Here is a 22,490-nt window from a genome sequence, read left to right on the forward strand (position 1 = left end):
CTCATATGAGCGGCTTTTTTATTGATTACTCGGTACCGCCGACGGTGATTTTATCAATTTTTACCGTTGGCTGACCAACGCCTACTGGTACGCTTTGACCGTCTTTACCACAAACGCCAACACCGGGGTCGAGCTGCATATCATTGCCCAACATTGATATCTGCTGCATCGCTTCAATACCACTGCCAATCAAGGTTGCCCCTTTAACAGCATCGGTGATCTCACCATTTTTAATTAAGTAAGCTTCAGAAGCCGAGAAAACAAACTTACCCGAGGTAATATCGACTTGACCGCCGCCGAAATTAGGCGCATATAAACCATTTTCAATACTCGCAATAATGTCCTTGGGATCAGACTGACCACCCAGCATAAAAGTATTGGTCATGCGAGGAATTGGTAAAGAAGCATAAGACTCGCGTCGACCGTTACCAGTGCTTACCGTGTCCATTAAACGCGCGTTGTGTTTGTCCATCATATATCCTTTTAGGATACCTTCCTCGATCAACACATTACGCTGACCAGCCACACCTTCATCGTCAATATTGATCGAACCACGACGGCCACTTAAACTGCCATCGTCAATAATAGTACACAGTGGTGATGTCACCTGCTGACCAATTTTACCACTAAACGCTGATGATCCCTTGCGGTTAAAATCACCTTCAAGGCCATGACCTACTGCCTCATGTAATAATACCGCCGGCCAACCAGGCCCAAGTACTACCGGCATGCTACCGGCAGGCGCATCGATAGCCGTTAAATTGACTAACGCTTGACGGACCGCTTCTTCGGCATAAGTTTCAAGTCGGACCTTACCGTTAACAACTTCGAGGAAGAACCGATAATCGGTACGAGCGCCACCACCGGCACTACCGCGTTCACGCTTGCCGTTATCGTCGACAATAACACTACAATTTAAGCGAACTAATGGCCGAATATCCGCGGCTAAAGTGCCATCTGTCGCCGCCACTAATATTTCTTCATAAACCCCAGAAATACTCGCAACCACTTGAGTTACCCGTGGATCTTGCGCTCGAGCATGCTGATCTAATCGTCTTAGCATATCGAGTTTTTCAACTTCGCTCATTAATGCTAAAGGATCAATATACTGATACGCATGATCGTTCGAACTTTTTTGCCAAGCCTTAACCGTGCCATTACAGCCCGCGCTGGCAATGCCGCGCGCAGAAGTAACACTAAGGTCAATCGAACGGTTATTGATTTCGTCGGCATAAGCAAAACCGGTTTTATCATCGACAATTGCTCGAACACCGACCCCACGCTCGATATTAAAACTACCATCTTTAATAATGCCGTCTTCGAGCAACCAAGATTCATGGCGCGATGCTTGAAAATATAAATCACCAAAGTCAATTTTGTGCTGATACATCTTATTGAGATGGTCTTGCAATTGATCAACGGTTAAGCCAGCCGGCTTCAGTAAAGATGACTGAACTTGCTCAAAGGTATTGCTATTAAATGTCATAGAGTTCTCATTATGTTAATTGAGCCAAGGTAAAACGTTCTTGCTCAATCATTGGCATTTTTTGTTGGATAGCATGTTGCATATCACGATTTAACGGGCAAGCGACAGCACCTATGCCAGCGGCCAGCTGAGCAGTAATCTCACCCCATGGGTTAACAATCATCGAATGTCCCCAAGTTTCTCGGCCATTAGCATGGGTTCCGCCCTGGTTTGACGCCACCATATAACACTGATTTTCAATCGCTCTGGCGCGCAATAACAACTCCCAGTGTGCTTGCCCAGTTATCTTAGTGAATGCACTTGGCAGCACAAAAATATCCGCACCAGCATGGCGCATAGCTCTAAACAAGCTGCTAAAGCGTAAATCATAACACACCGCCATGCCAATGCGGCCAAATGGCGTATCGATCACGCTAATGTGCTGTCCTGGCTGGGTATTGTCAGATTCACGATAACTGCCAATACCGTCGGCAACATCGACATCAAATAAATGAATTTTATTATATTGTGCGATCACTTTACCTTGCGGATCAATCAACAAACTGGCGGCGAGACTTCGGCCATCATCCGCTTGCAGTGGAATGGTGCCTGCCACGAGGTAAACATTAAATTGGCGAGCCAATGCGACTAAGGCTGCTTGCATCTTGCCTTCACCCGCTGGCTCAGCAAATGTTTTTATTTGTGCTTCGCTGCGACCAAACATTAAGCAGCACTCAGGCAATACCACCAACAGTTCGCCGCTGGGGCAGTCACTGCGCAGTGTCTGTAGCTGTTGGCTAATTTGTGTGATGTTTTGATCGATATCAGGTGTTGATATTAATTGAATTACGGCTAGGTTCACTCGCTGCCTCCAGGGCCTATTAATGGTGCCGCCTTGGATTTTACTATCATATGACTAGGCACCTTATATTTTTTCTTTTTACGATTTACTTCAACAAATTTTGGCTGGTCAACGGTTCCGGTTAGCTTAAAGTTGACCTGAGACACCACATCGACAATCGGTCCAAGTACCTTGGTTAGCGCAAACGCCACCACAAAGACCTGCGGTGCACTTGTTACCACCCCTGCGACCACTGGCAAGTTAGAAAACAATCGCGGAGTAAAGGTTAAATAATAATCTAAGTCGTTAGTGGCCAAATTAATAGAGCCCAACACGTCAAGATCACCAGCCAGGCCATCCATATAAGTATCATGCGTCACAGCTATGCCATCGTTAATCTTAAAGCTGCCATCAAAATTATTAAAAAACAGCCCTTTAACAAATACATCTCTAAAGTCTAACACCAACTTGCGCCGCAATGAATCTAGACTAAAGAGCGTAAAGATTCGTGCGCCCTGATCACTGACTTCGCTAATATGCCCCTCACCAAGGTGCCATTTGACGTTGCCGCCCATGCTTTCTAATGCTGGGCTGTAAATATTGCCACGCCAATTGAGCTTAAAGTCTACTTTCGCATCGCTGTCTTTAATGCTCGAACTAAAATTAACCAGCTTTAAACTCTCGACCACATTGTTGCTAGACAGGTTACCGCTTAAGGTCGAAAATTCACCGTGCTCATCGACTCCCCAAGCGCCAGCTAGACTCAAGCGAGTACTTGGCGCTTCCAGCAGTAAGTTCTCAATCGTAATGCCTTGTTCATTGCGGCCGGTATTAAAACTCACCTTACCCAAGTCAAATTCGCCAATTTGGCAGCTTTGACAAGTAAAAGTAAGCAGCGGTAGCGCCAATAACTCGGCTCTAGTTGTCTGCTTCGTTGATGCTTGCGCTGACGAAACCTCACTATTGTTGTCGTTATTGATATTAAGTCTTAAGTATTCAAAATTTGCCACCACGCCATCAGCAAGTTGGTCATCATATAACTTGATTTGGGCCTTCGCCTGCTTAGAGTTAAGTGAAATTTGCCAAAAATCTTGTCGTTTAATGCCTTGCAAAGATACGTCGCTGAGGTTTTGACCTAACCACGCGAGTTCTTTAACCTTAATATTGAGGTGACTTAGCGGCGGTAATAAATTACTGCTTGTACGACCTGATTTGAGGTTAGTGATAAAACGATGCCATTTATCAATATCTAAATAAGCTACATTAACTTGCAAGCCAAGCTCATCAGTTACCAAGCTATTATTGTTATGCGAGTCTCTACGCCCGACATGCAAGGCCATGCTGTTAACTTTCAGACCTTGAGGCGATAATTGATACTGGGCCAAGACATCTGCCTGCGTCCCCAAAGCCAGCTTAAATTCACCACCCGCGTTGTCACCGGCGACATTGACGGCTAATGCTTGTGGTGGCTTGATCGACTTGCTTAGCGGCTGTGGTAATTTAATTTCCATCCCGGTCAGTGGCGAGTTAATTGTTGCCTGATACAACACATTGTCAGGCGTTATATTGAGATTAACTTTGGCCTGCCAATCTAATGTGCCAACAAGGTACTCGTCGAGATAGCCATGCCATTGCTCTGGTATTTTAGCGGTATCCCAATTCGCCGCCAAATCAAGATCCAGCTGATAGTTACCGTCATTGGCTTTCGTTAAAATATCGAACTGAAAAGGTTGCTGGTACATCACTGCACTAAGATTTTGTCCGGTGATATTACCGTTGACAAAATTCAATGTACCACTAACATTTTGTAAAGGTAAATCAATAGCTTTTAGTATGATTTGATTACCACCAAGCAACAACTGACCTTTAGTCATAGGCTCTGAACCATCAAATGGAATAACGATTTCAATATTTGCCTTGACCTTGCCGCCAACGCCTAACTGCTTAAGCGCCGCGCCTACCGTTAATTTAAGCGGTGACAGTTTGATAACATCTGCAATTGGGCCGATCTTATCGGTTAAGCTAAAATTGACGGCTAAGGTTGGCTTTTGAGTTAAATCGGGGATTTGTGCGCTAAGGTGTGAAAACTTTAGTTGCCCTACGCGACCAGCAAGCCCCGTTATTAATAACCCTTCATTTTTAAACTGCAACCTTAAGGTTGCATCAGATAAACGCGGCCATTTAGGATCGTAAACAAATTCGGCATCAGTCAGCGTTGTATCAACCGCAAAAACACCACTGTGATCCCGGTAAGGGTAATTATTCAATGCCCCTTGCCATAAAATGGTAACTTCGTTACTGCTGCCACCTTTAATACCAACATTGAGATAGTCGATTAAACCTTTACTTAGCGCACCACGTGGTAAGTAACGCCAAGTCTTTTCAGCGGCTAATAGCTGAGCATTACCCGACAATGATAGGATTGGCGATTCGTTTTTCTCAAAGGCTAATTGCCAACTTAAGCGACTTTTTATATCTGCTGTTTCAAGTAACAAATTTTTATCAAATAACCACCAACGCTCACCGTCGACAGCCCATTGCAAGGTCGAGTTTAATTGTGTCAGCGGCAACGGCTCAGCAAAAGTGTCACCAAAGTCTAGCGCTTGCTGTGCCATCGCAATTTCAGCTTGCCCACCAAACTCATTGCCAGTAATAAAGGCATCCAGCTGGTTAATTTGTGGCAATGAACCACTTCGTTGCTGGTTGTAATCTTTGACTAGGCCCTGGTAGTGCCACAAATTATCTTGCTGCCACCAACTTAACTCAGTTAATTTAGCGTCGGGTTGTAATTGAGTTAACAATTGATCTGTCGCCGGGGTTAAGGCTGAAGCTAACCCTCGCAATGCAAGCAGGTTAGCCAGCGTTAACTTATCGAGTGAAAGGCTTAACTGACCTTGCTGCTGGCTTAGCAATAAATTAATGCTTGGCCATTCGATCAAATTAGTCGTTATTTGCAGCTGCTTGCCTGTTAACTGCCAACCCTGTAATTGTTTCTGCCATTGCAAGTCCCCTGGTTTAAGTGATAATTGCTGCTGGCGCCCATCCTGATCCCAACGAATATGATTATCAGCCATGGTCAAAAGTGCCGATGTTAGCCCTTGATCAGAGAAATCGCCCCACAGTTCGAAGCTCGCCTGCGCTGATGCTGTCGGATTAAGCACACCCAGTAGCGGCCTTAGGCTGTCTAACCATTGCCACTTGGCAGCTTTAAGATAAAACTGGCCATGAATATTGCTACGGTTTTCACCATCGAAGTTTGCCACTAAAGACAAAGGCTCGGGCTCACCACCAGGTAGTGGCGCTAAGCTTAACGTTAACTGATGCCGATTTAAGTTATTTAGCCACTGCAATCGCTTAAGCCCAATTGACGGCACATCACCGTAAGTGGCAGGTTCAAACTCAACCCTGGCATCTTCAACAACCAATTTAGTGATAGCATTGAATAAGTCAGGCACAGGATCTGTAGCGGTCGATTTTTTTTGTGGTAGTTGACCAATGGTCACTTTAGGGTTTATCACCTCGACCAAGCTAAAACGTGGCGCCAACGCAATAAGCGTTGCGCGAAAATCGAGGTTAAATTTGAGTTTGTCAGCCGTAAAATCAACGCCAAACTTGGCCATATTATTGAATTTGAGATCACTAACAATGATTTCAGGACCACCATTGAGCCACTGTCCCGTCATGCTGCTTAGTGTTAGCTCAACTTGGTAATTGTCCGATAAATACTGACTAAATTCTTGGTTGTATTGGGTGATATAAGGCAAGCTAGCGCGAAGCGCACTAACGCCTAAAGCTACGGTGATTAACATAATCACCCCAAGCAGCCAGAGCTTTGTCCAACAATAACCGAAAAATTTAAACAATCGATGCACTACATCATTACCACTGCGTACTTCTCATGACCATATTGTGGTTCAGCTTGTATTTTTACTTCTTTATTAATAAATAACTCCAAATCGGCCAAATAGTGAGTTTCTTTATTGAGCAGTGCATCACAAACATCAACCGAGGCGTAAACAACAAAGCGATCAGCAGAAAAAGCACGATCGACCCTAATCACCTCTCTAAAAATCTCATAACACAGACTTTCAGTTGTCTTTAAAGTTCCCCGGCCTTTGCAACTTGAACATTCTCGACATAATACATGCTCGAGACTTTCGCGGGTTCGTTTGCGGGTCATTTCCACTAAACCCAATTGCGAAAATTTACTGAGATTGGTACGAACCCGATCATGAGCAAAAGCACTCTCTAAGGCACTAAGCACCCGACGTCGGTGCTCATCTTGAGCCATATCAATAAAGTCGATAATAATGATACCGCCAAGGTTTCTTAATCGCACCTGACGCGCTATCGCTTTAGTCGCTTCTAAATTGGTACTAAAAATAGTGTCTTCAAGATTACTATGACCGACAAATGCACCAGTATTGATATCGATAGTGGTCATTGCTTCGGTTTGATCAATAATCAAATAACCGCCCGACTTTAATTCAACCTTACGCTCAAGCGCCCGTTTGATCTCATTTTCGGTATCGTGTAAATCAAAAATTGGTCGCTCACCGGGGTAATATTCGATCAGCTCATTTAACTCAGGCACAAACTCTTTAGTGAACTTATCCAGCATTTGGTAGGTAAGTTTAGAGTCGACCCTAATTTTAGCAATGCTAATCCCGACAAAATCACGTAATAAACGCAATGACAAACTTAAGTCTTCATACAACAATGCACTGCTTTTGCTTTGCTGGCGCCGTTGCACTATTTTAAGCCACAAGCGTTTTAAAAACGCGGCATCTTGCGAAAGCTCGGCTTCACCGACACCTTCAGCAGCAGTGCGGATAATATAACTACCGTCTTTATCTGTATGTTTACCAACCAGACTTTTAAGCCGGTTACGGTCTTTGGGATCTTCAATTCGCTGAGAAACACCAACATGCTTAGAGCCCGGCATAAAGACCAGATAACGCGAAGGTAAGGTAATATCTGTGGTTAAGCGCGCACCTTTAGTGCCCAGTGGATCTTTGATCACCTGAACCGTAAGAAACTGGCCTTGACGTGCTAACTCTGTGATATCTGGAACTTTTGATGGTTTACCTTCGTCATCGTTATCTCGTACAACAATGTCAGATGCATGTAAAAAAGCAGCTTTGTCCAGCCCAATATCGATAAAAGCGGCTTGCATGCCAGGTAACACCCGGCTGACTTTTCCCTTGTATAAATTACCGACAATGCCTTTTTTATCCAGCCGTTCGATGTGGACTTCTTGCAATACGCCATTTTCAATCAAAGCGACACGAGTTTCACTGGGGGTAACGTTAATCAGCAGTTCGGCAGCTGCGCCATTTAACTCGGTAGACATGAATCCTCGCTTTGATCTCATAAAATAGTATCGATAGACCTTTAAATAAAATGACCAAGTCACATTACTTTATAGGTATGGTGGTAGAGAGTCAGTATAGCGGTATTACAGGCGCGCAGGCAGCTATTAATCAATATTAATTAGGCTAAAGCTACCAGGGGTGTGCGGGTTGTCGATGTTTCGATCAGGCCTGGGCCAATAAACGTTCTGTTTCCATCAATGGCAATCCAACCACGGCATAATAGCTGCCATTGATCCGTTCGACAAACTTGCCGCCCAAGCCTTGAATGCCATAACCCCCAGCTTTATCGCAGGGTTCACCGGTCTGCCAATATTGTAGTTTTTCGGCATCAGAAATATGACGAAAGGTCACATCGGTAATAATTAAATCGCTGACCAAACCTTTAGCTGACACCACCGCAACACTGGTCATTACTTGATGACAACGCTGCGATAACAGAGTCAGCATCGCGATGCCTTCTTGTTGTGAACGCGGCTTACCCAAAATTTGATTATCGATAACCACGATAGTATCAGCCCCTAATACTGGTAGTTCTAGTCCCGCTTTAGCACTGCCAGCCTTAGCTTTTTCAATCGCTAGCCGCTGGACGTACTCTGCAGGGTTCTCATTGATTAACGGCGTTTCATCGACGTCAACATCGACCAATGAGAACTCAACTTCGAGCTGAGTTAACAGCTCTTGTCGACGTGGCGATTTAGAGGCTAAACGGATAACGTGACGGTATTGCTGTGACATAGTTAGCTTATACAACCTTGAAGTGACGGCGAGTTTTTCGCAATAAAAAGAAAACCCAAGGCCAAAATAATAAAGAACTCAGGACGGGTAAATAATAACTGTCGCTCAGGCTGACGTCAGATATAAAGCGCTGAACTACGTAACTAACAAATTGATATAGAATAGAAATAAAGGAAACTATAAAAGCTTGGTGCCACACGGAATAACTTCTAATCCGCTGAAAGTTTTTAATCACAATCGAGCAAACCAGCGCTAAAGCCAGCGCGTTGATACCCAGAGAGGTGCCCCACAGAGCATCAATAAATAAGCCACTGAGCCAGGCACTGCCAACATTAAAACGGTGGGGTAAAGCAAGACACCAATATATAGTCGTCATTAACAGCCAGTTAGGCCGCCAATCGTCGAGAATTTCTGGCATTGGCATTATTTGCAAAACCAGCGCAGTACCAATGCTAAGCCAAATAATAATAAACGAAAACACCGGCATTAATCGGTTCCGGCGCTAGGCGTTAATTGTTCAGGTTCAGGCTCGGATTCGGATTCGGTTTCAGCAGGCCAAATTAATAGCAGATATCGTAATCTGTCTAATTTTGCGATAGGCTCTATTCTAATATTTGAATATATCTGACTACCTTGGTTTTCAATGCTCACGACTCGAGCAACTGGATAACCTTCAGGAAAACGTCCACCTAATCCTGAGGTTACTAATAAGTCACCGAGTTTAACATCTGTATTTTTAGTGACAAATTGCAACTCAAACTGATGAAGATCTCCTTTGCCTAATCCTATCAGCCGCACATCATTACGGTTGTTACGTAAAGGGATCGCATGGTTATTGTCAGCAATTAGCAATACTCGACTACTAAACTGACTAACATCGATCACCTGACCAACAATGCCATGTTCGTCGATCACCGGTTGGCCGATAAAGACCTGATCCTGAGCCCCTTTATTAATCACAACTTGCAGTTTAAACGGATCGCTGTCGACCATTTGCACCCGAGCGATTAATTTTTTGTTGCCGGCTTTAACCTGCGACCCTAATAATGCATTAAGGCGCTGGTTTTCTTTTTCTAAGTGTTCTTGCTTTAACAATCGATCGCTCAGGTTTAACTGCTCGCGCCGTAACGAGGCGTTATCTTCAAGCAGACTCGCACGGGACTTAAAATATTCGGAAATATCATCAAGCACCACCATGGGTGCGCTGGCAATAAATTGCAGCGGGCTGACTAAGGTAACGAAGTAACCACGATATGGCGTCATTTTGTCGGTACTTAGTAATAAGATACCCGACAAAATAACAAAAATTGTCACCCTAAATCGTGTTGCCAAACCACGGATAAAAATGGTTTTCATGGCTAAGCTACCTCAGAGTAATCAAGTAAATGCACAGACAACAGCATCACAAAGAACTACTCATAGGTAAAAATATCACCACCGTGCATATCAATCATATCGAGTGCCTTGCCGCCGCCACGAGCAACACAAGTCAGTGGGTCTTCAGCCACAACGACGGGAATACCGGTCTCTTCCATAATTAATCGGTCAAAGTCGCGCAATAAAGCACCACCGCCCGTCAATACCATGCCACGTTCTGAGATATCAGCCGCCAGCTCTGGTGGCGATTGCTCAAGCGCTGTCATCACGGCGCTAACAATACCTGACAATGGCTCTTGCAACGCTTCAAGAATCTCATTGCTGTTTAAGGTAAAGCTTCTTGGTACACCTTCAGCTAAATTTCTGCCGCGCACTTCAATTTCAAGCAGCTCTTCGCCAGGATAAGCCGATCCAATTTCATGCTTGATCCGCTCAGCCGTTGCATCACCAATCAAACTACCAAAATTACGACGCACATAGTTAATAATTGCTTCGTCGAATCTGTCGCCGCCAATGCGTACTGAGCTTGAATAAACAATGCCATTAAGCGAAATGATTGCCACTTCGGTGGTACCGCCACCAATATCGATCACCATTGAACCAGTCGCTTCAGATACCGGTAATCCGGCACCAATTGCAGCGGCCATTGGCTCATCAATTAGATAAACATCACGGGCACCAGCGCCTTCGGCCGATTCTTTAATCGCGCGGCGTTCAACCTGAGTAGACCCACAAGGAATACACACAAGCACACGGGGGCTTGGACGCAAGAAATTATTGTTATGCACTTGTTTAATAAAGTGTTGCAACATTTTCTCGGTCACATGGAAATCGGCAATAACGCCGTCTTTCATTGGTCTAATAGCCTTAATGTTACCCGGAGTTCGGCCCAGCATTCGCTTAGCATCGGTTCCTACGGCGGCAACACGGCGGGTACCGTTGCTGCGATCTTCCTGAATAGCTACTACTGACGGCTCGTCGAGCACTATCCCCTGACCACGCACATAAATAAGAGTATTAGCCGTGCCCAGATCTATTGAAAGATCATTTGAAAATAACCCGCGGAGCTTTTTAAACATCGATCACGCCTATTAAAAATTATTAGAAGAAAAACCCGACAACTTTACCAATGCCACCAGCTTTAAACAAGCAGAACACCCGTTGTTTTGCATATTTAGCAGAATAAATTGTTTTGAGTAAATATCACTGGGCCAAATTATTCAAATTTATCGCGACCTTAATGAAGTTCTTGCCAAAAAATGATTCGATCATTTCCACGGTAACGACCAAACGTTGCAACCGCACTCGGATTTTCTATTACCGTCGCTAAGTCATTATCCCAGTCAAACTTAAGCCAATCCTCAACCTCAGGCGTAACCTTTATTTCTCCAGCCGAGTTCGGCGCCGTTAATAACACAGAACCTGTGCCGCCAGAGATAGCACTGACATTAGCAACCAAGCTAGCCGCTGCTAATGGTTCAGAAAGAGTAGCCGTTATGATCGACGAGCAGTTATCCTCTGTATTGGTGACAAATTTGGCGCCGTCGTAATACTGCAGCTCAATCGGTAATGCCAAGCTAGCGTCTTCGGGGCCAAAAGCATTTTTTAACTTGGCCCGGCCAAACCGCATATCGAGCGATTCTCCGATATCTTTACTGCCGCCACCGCTAAAATCACGTTCATCAAGTTCATCGGCCTTATCAATACTAATACTTAACTGTAATACTTGATAAGGTCCGTCGACCGCTGCTAGTTTGTCAAAATTGGCATTACTAACCGCGACCTTGTATATTCCCGCGGACCATTGTGGAGCAGTGCCAACAACCAGACGATTACCAAGATTAAGATCGGTAATTGAGCCATTGTCGTGGGCATGATAATTAATCGCCGCGGTTTTAGCATAAACTAGGGTATCGTTATCGTAATTTTTGGTTACTGTCGCCGCTGTTCCATCTGTACCCGCACTCATTGCTTTGAGGGTATAATTAATCTCAAGGTTGTCTTGCCCCATGTAGCTAAAGCTATCATTGCCATTGACACAAGTATCTGAGACTGTCGCAGGAGTAACTGCTGACACCATAAAATGATCGGGATAAAACCTACCAATGGTATTACTGCTGGTTACCAGGTTTATGCTGGCATTTAAATAATTGCTCACCGAGGCGCTAAGTTCAATACTGCCTACTTCGCTATATTTAACCCCACTTAATGTCACTTTGCCACCAGCATAATTGCCAGCGGTGATACCCGCTCCAGTCAAAGTGCCTTTAGTACCAGAACTTGGCGTGTAACTGGCAATACCTATAGTGGTGGCTGCACTAAAAGCAGGAGTTGGGCCGTTATTAGTGATATCGACTCCGGCGTCTGGCAGGCCATCACCATTGCTATCATCGCTAGACTCATACAAATAAGCACCTAGCGTTAACGAAAAGTTCTCTCCAGCAGCAACAAAACCGTCACCCGCTAGCTCATTACCGCCGCTATTTGATTTTTCCGGCTGTTTAAATTGGTTAATGTCGCTAAAGGCCAAACCAAATGGCCGGATAACTTGGCTGTTACTACCACCGCCAATATCGACGTTGTTGGCAAAAACTCTCGAGTCATCAAGTAAATTAAGTGTGTATTTTCCGACATCACCGGTCACTAGATTAAACTTGGCGACACCCGCACTAAATTTAAGCGTAACGTTAGTGCTACTAGGTTGGGTATTAGGCACTGAGTCATTGGTAGATTGAGGGTCAGTGCCTAATGTTCTGGTTATTTTCGGCGCAAGACCATCAACAAAGCTGCTATCACGCACTAGCCACGCTTTGAGTCGTTGATTAGTATCATTATAGTTAGCCGCTATCGCGCAACTTCCTGAACCTTTGGTCCACAACTCCACTTGGTACTGATGATCACGGGCAGCAATAACCTTATCGCTGCCCGCTAAATTATCGATATCAGTAATGACAAACGCATTATCACTAAAGACAACATCATCACTGCTCGCAACAGGAGCAGTTTTATCGTCGACCGACACTCTTAGCTTGTCAGCATGCTGGTTTGACAGTTGCAAAATAACCTGACCGCCATCACTGGCAACAAATTGATAAATGCCAGCACCATCATCAGCAGTATTATCGCTTAACGTCCCCAGTGCGTTGTCACTAGAACCTATTGACCACGAACCATGATTGCTCGAGGTTGTTAGCTCAATGGTACCGCTGTAATCTGTAATCAAGGCGTTATTAGTGTCCCAAGCCGATACTGTTACATTCTGCGCTTTGCAAGTACTGGCGAATTCGCTAACCACGACCGATAAGCGGGCAACGACACTACCGCAATCGTCACGCGGCGTACCATCCCAGTTCTTGCCCGCCTCGTGATTATAATAAATTGCTTCAATTTGAGTATCTGATAATGCCTGATTGAAAATAACGATTTCATCGAACGCGCCATCAGCCGTGTGCAAGCCATCATCGTCTATCGTATAATTATTACGATTATCACCAAAATACAGTGAATCTAATCGGCCCATCACTCCATTGTTATTGGTAATGTACTCGTAGTCATACCCTGGTTTTTTATGCATGCTCAATGGCTGTCCATTAACATGCAGCGCAATTAAATTCTGTTCTAAATCCCAGCTTGCGCTGATATGCACTTTCGAATCATTAGCCAATACTTGATCGTAAGTATTATAAACAAAGTCTCTATCTGCGGTATCTTCAAACGCAAAAGTTAATTTGCCATTTTTTTCACGTCTTAAGAAAAAATACTTATCATCATTGCCGTCAGATGTGCCTGAGAATAAAGTTTGTTGCTTGCTCGACGTACTATTTGGGGCATACCAAAAACTAATCGTGCCACGGTTACCCATGACCAATTGAGTATCGAGCGCGTAGTAGTTATTACGGCTGTTATCAGCGCTGATATTGGCACCGTGACAAATCTGGCCATTTGCCACGCTATTAATATGACCAGATGATGGATAGCCTCCCTGTAAGTCAACAACCGAGCCGTGATTATTATTGCCAGAATAATCAATTATTTCGTTGGCAGCGGCGCTTAAACTCACCTCGTCGAGGTGCCACTCTAATAGTGGTTTTAACGCTCCGCAGGCATTACTCTCGTTCATATCAGCAGTAACTTGCGCTTGGCTAATTTCGCCACGATATATTTTTAAGTTATCGATCAAGCCCTGAAATCTCTGGTCGTTTCCTTCGTTATATCCTGAAAGAGTTAACGCATTGGCAACTATTGCATTATTGAACTTTGGATCCATTATTCCATACCCTGGCACGAACCGCTTGGTCAGGGATTGTTTTTGACCATCGACATATAGGACATTGTCAGTGACGCTACCGTTGGTAAAAACGGCCGTAATATGATGCCAACTATTTACAAGCTCAGTTGGTGCGTACGCATTAACGCCATAAATATCCCAATTCCAAGTATTAAATCCGAATTCGTTGTTATAAAACCATAAATCATATTGGTCCCAACCAATCGGCATCGCACTATTGTTGCCACTCCACTTCATCCAGAAACTCACTGAGGTTTTTTCTCCATCGGTCAGTTCTAATCCCAAGTTCGCTAACTTGATATTACCATTGGTAAATTTAGCGGCGTAACAGCTTTCTAACTTGCTGCCCTCAAACGGTGATAATACCCGTTGAACACCGTTAATGTCATCGTCACTAAGCTCACCATGGCTATTGCCAACGATATCGCGAACTGGACTTGTCGTATTCCAATCATTATCGAAGGTGTAATGATGTAACAGTTCAGTGGCACTCTGTGGCTTTAACTCAGTATCAAGCTGACTAGTTGGGATTACTGTACTGGTGCTGTTACCGGGCGTTTTCCATTTTAATTGCGCCACAGCTTGACCAGTATATTCAAAATACTCTAACCGTACACTATATTGCCGCCCACCAATCAATGACTGCGGCGCACTCTCCAGGCTCTTTGCGGGATAGATATTCCAATCATTAATAATCAGCTTGCCATCAACCCACAATCGTACGCCATCGTCGGTTGTCGTGACGAATCTGTAGTCACCGTCGGTTGGGATCAATACATAACCTGTCCAATTCACCCTAAAGTAGTCAGCACGAATGTTATTAGAATCTGGACTATAAGAGCCCCAATTAAAATTAACCTCAGGGTCTACGCGGCTTAACTTGGGTTCCCATGTTGGAGTAAAGGTATTAAAAAAATTCCAATAATGCCAATAAACGCCATATAAACCAGGAACGGCAAAAGCGCTATTACTACTAAAAAGGATTAAGACTAGACAGGAGGTTAACGCGATAAATTGATGGCGTAAGTATTTTATATTCATGATGCTCTCTATTAACAAACCAACGACGACTTTCGATCTACCTTGTACGAAAGTGCCTACAAAATTAGTCCATTAAATAACGGCTATTTGTGAATATAGCTGTTGATGCATCCTTAGTGTTCTACTCAATTGTTAGTAGATTATAGCTTTAATTACGCTGCCTTGCTTCAATAGCAACGGTACGTTGAGTTATAAAATCAGCCGCCTGACAAGTGGCCGTACTTTCAATTCGATAATGGGTAAAGCCCGTTTCAGTGACGTCAAATTCTCTGCATTTAATCGCCAAATCGCAGCCACTAAAACCCGCAATAACGGTTTTAGGCAAACTATAGCTGCTGCTTACGTTATCGCAACCTACAGCTCCTGTTACTTGTGGGCCAAAAATATCGGCCAGCGCGCGGTCGGCACCACTATTGGCGGCATTAAAGGCGCGGGCGCCATACACTTCGTAAACCGTAGACTTGCTACTGTCATTAAGTAATTGTACCACCGCCAAACCAAGCATCGCCATCACTACAATCACAAACAGCGCCATTACCAACATGCTGCCGCGTTGCTTAGTATAAGTATTGATTTGATACTGGCGATTAAGGAACATTAACAACGTGCACCTCATGATAAAGTTTAAGCAGTTCATCATCGTAACTAAATTCAAAATTTAGCTGCACCATCGCACTGCGAGTTAAGCTAGCTGGATGATAAACAAAAGGCTTACTGTTTGATTGGCGCTGCGCCATTAATACCCCATTTGTTGTTGGTGGTGACGCCTGACTACTCGTTGAGCCATAACCACTGTGACGCTTAATATCAGTGCCATCAACACAATAACTTACCGCATTTTTAATCAAAAAATAGCGCTCGGTTGGTGAGTCGGCACTAAATTGAACCTCGTTTTTTAGCGTAATAGTGCCACTGACAGCATCGCCAGCAATATCTCTTGCCGGCACAGCAGCGGCTAACTCAAAAACCTTGCCACTCGTGTTCGCTGCGCTGACATAAATTTCGCTCGGGTGCAGTGGATAAATCACTATTTTATCAGCCTGTAATAAAGGCACGACCGCCGCGGGCAGTACCACTTGCAGCTGATTGCTAACCAGTTCAGGAATTACTGGGATATCAATGTAACTTGAACTGGCAACTATCGGCACAAACTCAATGCAACTTTGGCTGCTATTAACGCGCACGCTATTAGGCAATGCTCCTCGTAACTCACGGCTAATTCGCTCAATTAAAAATCGACTGTCGCCAATTTGGCGGTCACGCCCTGCTGCGTCACGATAAATCTCAACCCCAAAATGGATAAAAGAACTGACCCCAACACTAACCGCTGACAACACCATGATCACCATGATCAATTCGATCAGGGTAAAACCACGTTGTTTGTGGCCAGTAACCATTAGTAATTGCTCCGATAAGCGGCAAATTCAATCACTTCATTACTTGGGGTTGTCACGGCCACTTGAATTAATTTAGCGCTACGGCTGTTGATGCTAGCGTCTTCGAGACCATCAAAGTCGCCGTCATAAAAAACCGTCACTGTTAGCCTGTAATTAAGGTAGAGATCTTCGTAAGCAGCACCGCTATATAAATGCTGACCGCTAATGCTTAAACCGTGGTAATCGTCAACGTCGTCGAATAAATCGCGAGCTTCATAAGCGCTACCAAGTAGGTCCGGGCCAAGAGCGCCTGCTAGAGTACAGTCACTATTAGCGGCTTCGTCACAGCGTCCCAAACCTAACCAGGGTTTTGATTGCTCGTCGTAGGGTTTGGCGCTAATTTCATTGATTAGTGCATTGGCCAATTTAGTCGCACGAATTTGAAAAACAGGATCGGTGCTGCGCGCAGCTAATGGCAAGATAAGCGTGCTTAACATGGTCATGGCAATTGAAAATACCACAATGCCCATGATCAGCTCAAGCAAGGTAAAACCGTGACCACGAGTCAAGCTAACATTAGGACGACTCATGCACATAGCCCTCTGATTCAATGGTTATTTTAAGAGTTTCGCTGCCAATAAGGGTAAGGGTACAGCCACCATCACAAGAAACAGAACCAGCAGTAATTTTGCCATGGCTATCAAAACGTAATGAAAAATCATTGCTCGCGCCCAGTTTAATGCTTACGCCGTCGAGATCAACAATACTATTTTCGTCTGAGCTCAACTGTGTTTCAGTGTCTGTGGTTGAACGCGCAAGCCCAAATTTATCGGGTTTAACCAGTAGATTTTGAGTAGTGCCACGCCGATTAAGCGCTTGCAATTGTGATAGTCGTAACTGGCCGATAAGTTGGTCGCGAATGGCATAGACCGCAAACTCTGATGGCCCAAACAGCTTAGGCAACACTGTCACGGCTAAAATAGAAATTAGAATCATTGTCATGACTAATTCAACAAGGGTAAAGCCACGTTGATTTTTCATCTTTACCCCTGTGTTAGCTGGTGTTAGTCAAAACAACAAGGCACCCGCTTGAGGTGCCTTGTAAAAAATCGCTCAGCTATCCACTCAGCTAAATGATTGCTTGGTCGAATTAATAATTAACAACCAGTCAATATAGCTGTCACTATAGGGGGCGCATCAGCTGTTGCATTAACATAGGTTACTCTACAGGTTTCACCATCTGCCGCACTTAGATGTTGGAAAACGCCCATCTTGCTAGTATTTTGGCTATATGAAATTACAGTGTCATCGAAATCAACTAATTCACCAAGAGGGAAGCCCTTACCAATCTCAGTTCCGTCACCCACACCGTCGTCTTCTCTACTAGGGTAACCATAAATAACACGATATACTTCCTTATTTATTGTAACGTCCCCCTCTTTAGCAGTTTCCCCTGCAATTAACGCCTTAGCATGAATGCTTGCTACCGAAGAGTTAACACTGCCTTTAATCGCTTGCATTACCGACGCTTTAGCATCACCGCTCAGGTCAATAAATTTAGGCGCGGCAGTAACCGCTAAAATACCAAGAATGATAATAACGATGATTAATTCTATTAAGGTAAAACCTTGTGCTTTTTTCATTTGTTGATCCTATATATTACTAAAATTAGTTAGTGTATCAACAACTGCTCACCACAGTTGCCCAGCATATTAATTGACATTGAGGACGCTTACACTCCCTTGTGCCAAGTGCTTGATCTAATAAATCCATTGGCTCTAATGCTGAATTATCATTCAATAATTATTCCGATCATAACCGACTCGATCGAGAATTAAAAGTATTTGGTTATTGTTTTCTCTATTCGTTATTACTAAAAACCTGTATTTGTCCGGTCGCTGGATTATAAGTGAATAAATTACCATCATTCAAGCTGTTACCGGCAGGAATACCGTTAGTTTTTTTAATACTTAAGGTCGCTACCAAATGATATAGACACAGATCGTAAGCGTTATCGTTGTCGGTGGTGCCGCTGTTACTTTGCACGCTAATATAATAGCGAACATTGCTGGCGTCTTGCCCAGCAATAACACTGCGCACGGGGCTTTGCATTACTTTGTCAAACACGGTTTTACAGGCACTGGCGGTCATTTGATCCGGCGCTAAATTGGCACCACTGCCACCTGCGCCTGCGGTTGGGAAACCAAATTGATTGACCCGAACCTTGGTTGAGCTCATCGTTATATAAGCGTCGCTATCACTGGGTCGCCCTTCTATTTCCCATTCGGCACGCACCAAGCCAACTGCAGCCGAAAAGCCACCTGCAACGCCTTCCACTGCTGCATCTTCCGCTTGCTCAGTAATGTTAAGAAAGCGCGGTAAGGCGGTTACCGCCAATAAACTCAATATCACGACCACAATAATTAATTCTATTAATGAAAAGCCTTGCTGCTTTGTCATAGTTACTCCATTTACCTATATGCCAATGTATCTGTGGTTAATTTTATTGCTGCCATTATGGCACTCTTACTGCGGCGACTCACTCAGCACTGGAAATTCCTGTTTTTGTTGAATACGTTAAACATACATCTTGTTGGTTACCATCACAAATTTGACAGTAGATGTCATCTTGTTTGTGATAATTTATCCGAGTTAATATTTTTTTCTCGGCCTCAGCCGGGTCAACATTAATAACCACCGACCATAAGTCCAAACAATAGCTAGCCTTATTCGCCGCTAGCAACGAGGGCCAGCCAAACTTCGACATGGCAAATTCACGTAGGATTCCGGCTTTATTGCCTTGGTCATAAAAAGAAAAAGTCACTGTACTCGGTCGCCCTTCGAGCAGCCATTGGGCATTAATTAGTGCCACCGTTTTAATAAAATTTTGCTGCTCTAATTCAAAGTTGACACTTTCGATGGTTTCTCTGTTTTTAAGGTATGATTTATTGATAAAAAAAACCAACCACAACATCATTAAAACAACAATCACCAAGCGAAATAGACCGGTATCTAACTGGCTAATTTTCATTGGCTACTTCTTCATCGCCGACATCATGTCCCACATCGGTGTAAAAATACCCAAGGCCAAAATGAGCACCATGCCCGCAACGATCATGATTAAGATCGGTTCAATTTTAGCGGTCAGACTTTTGAGATCAAAATCGACTTCACGCTCGTAATATTCAGCCATGTTGGTCATCATCTCCTCGAGCTGGCCTGTCTCTTCACCCACCGCAATCATTTGCAATACCAACGGATTAAACAGCTCAGAACTCGCACCAGCACGTAACAAGCTTTCACCAGCACGAATGCCGCTGCCCATCTGCTCGATCCGAGATTTCATGTATTTATTGTCCACCGCGTCGCCAACCAAGCTTAACCCCTGCAATAAAGGCACACCGGCCGCCAGCATCATCGAAAAACTTCGACCAAAACGCGCCAATAATGCCCGACTAATTATGCTGCCTACTATCGGAATTTTAAGCTTTTTTTGATCCCATACTATTCTGCCCCTGTCTGAGGCCATCCAGCGTTTAACCCAAAAGGTCAATGCGATGGCAACTCCCAATATAACGGGCCAGTAATTAACAAAAAATGTCGAGGTTGCTAATAATGTACGGGTCGTCCAGGGTAACTCAACTCCAAATTTACCAAACATGTCAGCAAACACTGGAATAACAAAAATATTCATCACTACCATTGCGCCAACTAGTGCCATTAGCACAAAAGTTGGGTAACGCATCGCCGATTTTATCTGTTTGCGGGTCTCTTGCTCACGTTCTAGGTACTTAGCGAGCTGATCAAAGGCCAAATCAAGTTGACCAGTGTTTTCACCAACGTGAACCAAGCTCACTACTATTTGGTTAAAAACCTTAGGTTGTTTGTCTAAGGCGGTTGATAACGTTCGCCCAGACTCTAAATCGCTCAGCACCGCCACCAGCGCTTTGCTCATTAACGGGTTGCTAGCGCTATCTCGTAACCCGGCAATGGCTCGCATTACCGGAATGCCCGCGCGCATTAAACTGTACATTTGACGTGAAAAAATGACTAACTCGTCCAGCGATACCGGTCGTTCAAACAAGGCTTCAACTGAGAAACTTTGGCCGCTACCGCCAGCGGGTTTAACTTCAACCGGGGTTAGGCCGCGGCCAAGCAAAATCCCCGCGACGTGCTCGGGGTCATTACCTTCCATTTTGCCTTTGACCAATTCACCCTGGCGGTCACGCGAGGTATAGCTAAACATGCTCATAAGTTACACCTTGTTTTGGCTAACAGGGCTATGGTTATTTGATTGCTCGGCTAACCGCAGCACTTCACTGATCGGAATGATACCGGCCATCGCTAAATCTAATGCCGAACTGGCTAAGGGCACAAAGTCCTTACTCGCGGCCGCTGCAATGGTAAAGGCATCGGGATCATCCTGACGTAAGGCCTGTGCCATGGCGACATCGAGTTCTAAAAACTCAAAAACACCGACTCGACCAGTACAACCCGTTAAATTACAACGCTGGCAACCACGACCTTTAGAGAACGATTGCTGAGTTAGATCGGTTTCACTAAGGTGCTCGATCCAACCTGCTTCATTATTCGTTAACTGATGAGGTTCTTTGCAGTGCTCACAAATTTTACGAACCAAACGCTGAGCGATAATGGCGCGCAATGAACTGGCGACCAAATAGCCTGCAGCACCCATATCGGTTAGTCGTAACGCACTTGAGACCGCGTCGTTGGTGTGCAGCGTTGATAAAACCAAGTGACCAGTTAAGGCACCACGTAAACCAATTTCAACGGTTTCATGGTCTCGCATTTCACCAATCATTAAAATATCAGGATCTTGACGTAAGGTGGTACGTAATACGCTGGAAAAATCTAAGCCAATTTTAGTGTTAACCTGAACCTGATTCACCCGTGGTAAACGATATTCGACCGGATCTTCTACCGTGATTATCTTCTTGCCCGGCTCATTTAATTCGTTTAATACGCCATAAAGGGTGGTGGTTTTGCCACTACCTGTTGGTCCTGTCACTAAAATCATTCCGTGTGGACGACTCATTTGATAGCGCAATTTAGCCATCATGTGTTCTGGCATGCCCGTTTGAGCCATGCCCAACAAACCAGCCGACTGGTCAAGCAAACGCATCACCACCGACTCACCAAATTGAACCGGCATCGTCGACAGTCGAATGTCGATGCTATGGCCTTTAATTTTGATATTGAAGCGGCCGTCTTGTGGCAAACGTTTTTCTGAAATATCTAAACTGGCCATTAGCTTCAGGCGCAAGACTAAAGCACTGGCGATATTAGCCTCGTTTAAGACACTTTCTTGCAATATGCCATCAACACGCTGGCGGATCCGTACTAAGCGCTGTTCAGGCTCGATATGAATGTCTGACGCTTTAACTTGAACGGCATCTTCAAAAATTGACTGCAGTAATTTAACCACGGTCGCATCTTCATCGGAATCAGACAGGCTAACAAGCTCAAACTCGTCATCGGCACCGTGTTCTTCACTCAGTTTTTCAGCAAATGACGCGATGTCTTGCGTGCGTCGATATAATCGATCGAACGATTCTAGCAATTGACCTTCCGTCACTGCCACCATTTTGATTTGCTTGGGTGACAATAACAGCTCTATTGCATCAAGCGCATTGAGATCGGCGGGATCACTTAGCGCCAACGTCACCACAATGCCATCGTCGGCAATCACTAAAGCACGATGGCGCCGCGCATGCACTTCGGGTAACTGCTGCACCACTTGCGGGTCAATTCGCAAGTCGTTAATGTCGATAAATTCAACTTTAAGCTGTTGCGCCAAAAAGGTCAGCAACTGAACTTCGGATAAATGCCCTAAATCAATTAACGCCCCACCGAGTTTCTTGCCGGTGCTTTTTTGGTTCGACAGTGCATCCATCAGTTGCGCTTCACTGATAATGTGTTCATGGACTAATAAATCGCCTAGTCGCATCCTTAACTTGGGTTTAGCCATTAT

18 protein-coding genes are annotated in these 22,490 nt (G+C 44.5%); all 18 read right to left on the reverse strand.

The window, feature by feature from the left end; genetic code table 11:
- Positions 1-25 precede the first annotated feature (25 nt).
- Entirely contained in the window at positions 26-1,486 is a 1,461-nt protein-coding gene (tldD, locus tag HRU23_10555) for a metalloprotease TldD (GenBank protein NRA54575.1), read from the reverse strand.
- Positions 1,487-1,496: 10 nt separating this feature from the next.
- Positions 1,497-2,327, reverse strand: a complete 831-nt coding sequence (locus HRU23_10560; GenBank protein ID NRA54576.1) for a carbon-nitrogen hydrolase family protein — start codon at positions 2,325-2,327, stop codon at positions 1,497-1,499.
- Entirely contained in the window at positions 2,324-6,115 is a 3,792-nt protein-coding gene (locus HRU23_10565; protein NRA54577.1) for a TIGR02099 family protein, read from the reverse strand. The genes HRU23_10560 and HRU23_10565 overlap by 4 nt, the downstream gene beginning before the upstream one ends.
- A 62-nt stretch (positions 6,116-6,177) precedes the next feature.
- Positions 6,178-7,659: a ribonuclease G gene (rng, locus tag HRU23_10570; GenBank protein ID NRA54578.1), complete on the reverse strand. Its 1,482-nt coding sequence runs from the start codon at positions 7,657-7,659 to the stop codon at positions 6,178-6,180.
- Positions 7,660-7,843: 184 nt separating this feature from the next.
- Complete coding sequence (gene maf, locus HRU23_10575) at positions 7,844-8,416, reverse strand: septum formation inhibitor Maf (GenBank protein ID NRA54579.1); 573 nt, start codon at positions 8,414-8,416, stop codon at positions 7,844-7,846.
- A 7-nt stretch (positions 8,417-8,423) separates the two neighbouring features.
- On the reverse strand, positions 8,424-8,903 hold the full coding sequence (gene mreD, locus HRU23_10580) for a rod shape-determining protein MreD (GenBank protein ID NRA54580.1): 480 nt from the start codon (positions 8,901-8,903) through the stop codon (positions 8,424-8,426).
- Positions 8,903-9,772 (reverse strand): rod shape-determining protein MreC, encoded by an 870-nt coding sequence (mreC, locus tag HRU23_10585; protein ID NRA54581.1) that lies wholly within the window; start codon positions 9,770-9,772, stop codon positions 8,903-8,905. Before mreC ends, mreD begins: the two co-directional genes overlap by 1 nt.
- Before the next feature lie 56 nt (positions 9,773-9,828).
- A complete protein-coding gene (locus HRU23_10590; protein NRA54582.1) occupies positions 9,829-10,872 on the reverse strand; it encodes a rod shape-determining protein in 1,044 nt (347 codons plus the stop codon).
- Positions 10,873-11,030: 158 nt separating this feature from the next.
- Positions 11,031-15,122: a hypothetical protein gene (locus tag HRU23_10595; protein NRA54583.1), complete on the reverse strand. Its 4,092-nt coding sequence runs from the start codon at positions 15,120-15,122 to the stop codon at positions 11,031-11,033.
- Positions 15,123-15,270: 148 nt separating this feature from the next.
- Entirely contained in the window at positions 15,271-15,720 is a 450-nt protein-coding gene (locus tag HRU23_10600) for a hypothetical protein (protein NRA54584.1), read from the reverse strand.
- Positions 15,710-16,519, reverse strand: a complete 810-nt coding sequence (locus tag HRU23_10605) for a type II secretion system protein (GenBank protein ID NRA54585.1) — start codon at positions 16,517-16,519, stop codon at positions 15,710-15,712. The genes HRU23_10600 and HRU23_10605 overlap by 11 nt, the downstream gene beginning before the upstream one ends.
- The gene (locus HRU23_10610; protein ID NRA54586.1) at positions 16,519-17,088 is read right to left on the reverse strand and encodes a type II secretion system protein; all 570 of its coding nucleotides are present in this window, start codon (positions 17,086-17,088) and stop codon (positions 16,519-16,521) included. The genes HRU23_10605 and HRU23_10610 overlap by 1 nt, the downstream gene beginning before the upstream one ends.
- Entirely contained in the window at positions 17,075-17,539 is a 465-nt protein-coding gene (locus HRU23_10615) for a type II secretion system protein (protein ID NRA54587.1), read from the reverse strand. The genes HRU23_10610 and HRU23_10615 overlap by 14 nt, the downstream gene beginning before the upstream one ends.
- A 116-nt stretch (positions 17,540-17,655) precedes the next feature.
- The gene (locus HRU23_10620) at positions 17,656-18,141 is read right to left on the reverse strand and encodes a prepilin-type N-terminal cleavage/methylation domain-containing protein (GenBank protein ID NRA54588.1); all 486 of its coding nucleotides are present in this window, start codon (positions 18,139-18,141) and stop codon (positions 17,656-17,658) included.
- 217 nt (positions 18,142-18,358) lie between these two features.
- Complete coding sequence (locus HRU23_10625; GenBank protein ID NRA54589.1) at positions 18,359-18,958, reverse strand: type II secretion system protein; 600 nt, start codon at positions 18,956-18,958, stop codon at positions 18,359-18,361.
- A 79-nt stretch (positions 18,959-19,037) separates the two neighbouring features.
- Complete coding sequence (locus HRU23_10630) at positions 19,038-19,529, reverse strand: hypothetical protein (GenBank protein ID NRA54590.1); 492 nt, start codon at positions 19,527-19,529, stop codon at positions 19,038-19,040.
- Between the two features lie 3 nt (positions 19,530-19,532).
- Positions 19,533-20,750 (reverse strand): type II secretion system F family protein, encoded by a 1,218-nt coding sequence (locus HRU23_10635; GenBank protein NRA54591.1) that lies wholly within the window; start codon positions 20,748-20,750, stop codon positions 19,533-19,535.
- A 3-nt stretch (positions 20,751-20,753) separates the two neighbouring features.
- Positions 20,754-22,487: a Flp pilus assembly complex ATPase component TadA gene (gene tadA, locus HRU23_10640; GenBank protein ID NRA54592.1), complete on the reverse strand. Its 1,734-nt coding sequence runs from the start codon at positions 22,485-22,487 to the stop codon at positions 20,754-20,756.
- Between the last annotated feature and the right edge of the window lie 3 nt (positions 22,488-22,490).

The sequence above is a fragment of the Gammaproteobacteria bacterium genome (assembly GCA_013214945.1).
GTDB lineage: Bacteria > Pseudomonadota > Gammaproteobacteria > Enterobacterales > Psychrobiaceae > Psychrobium.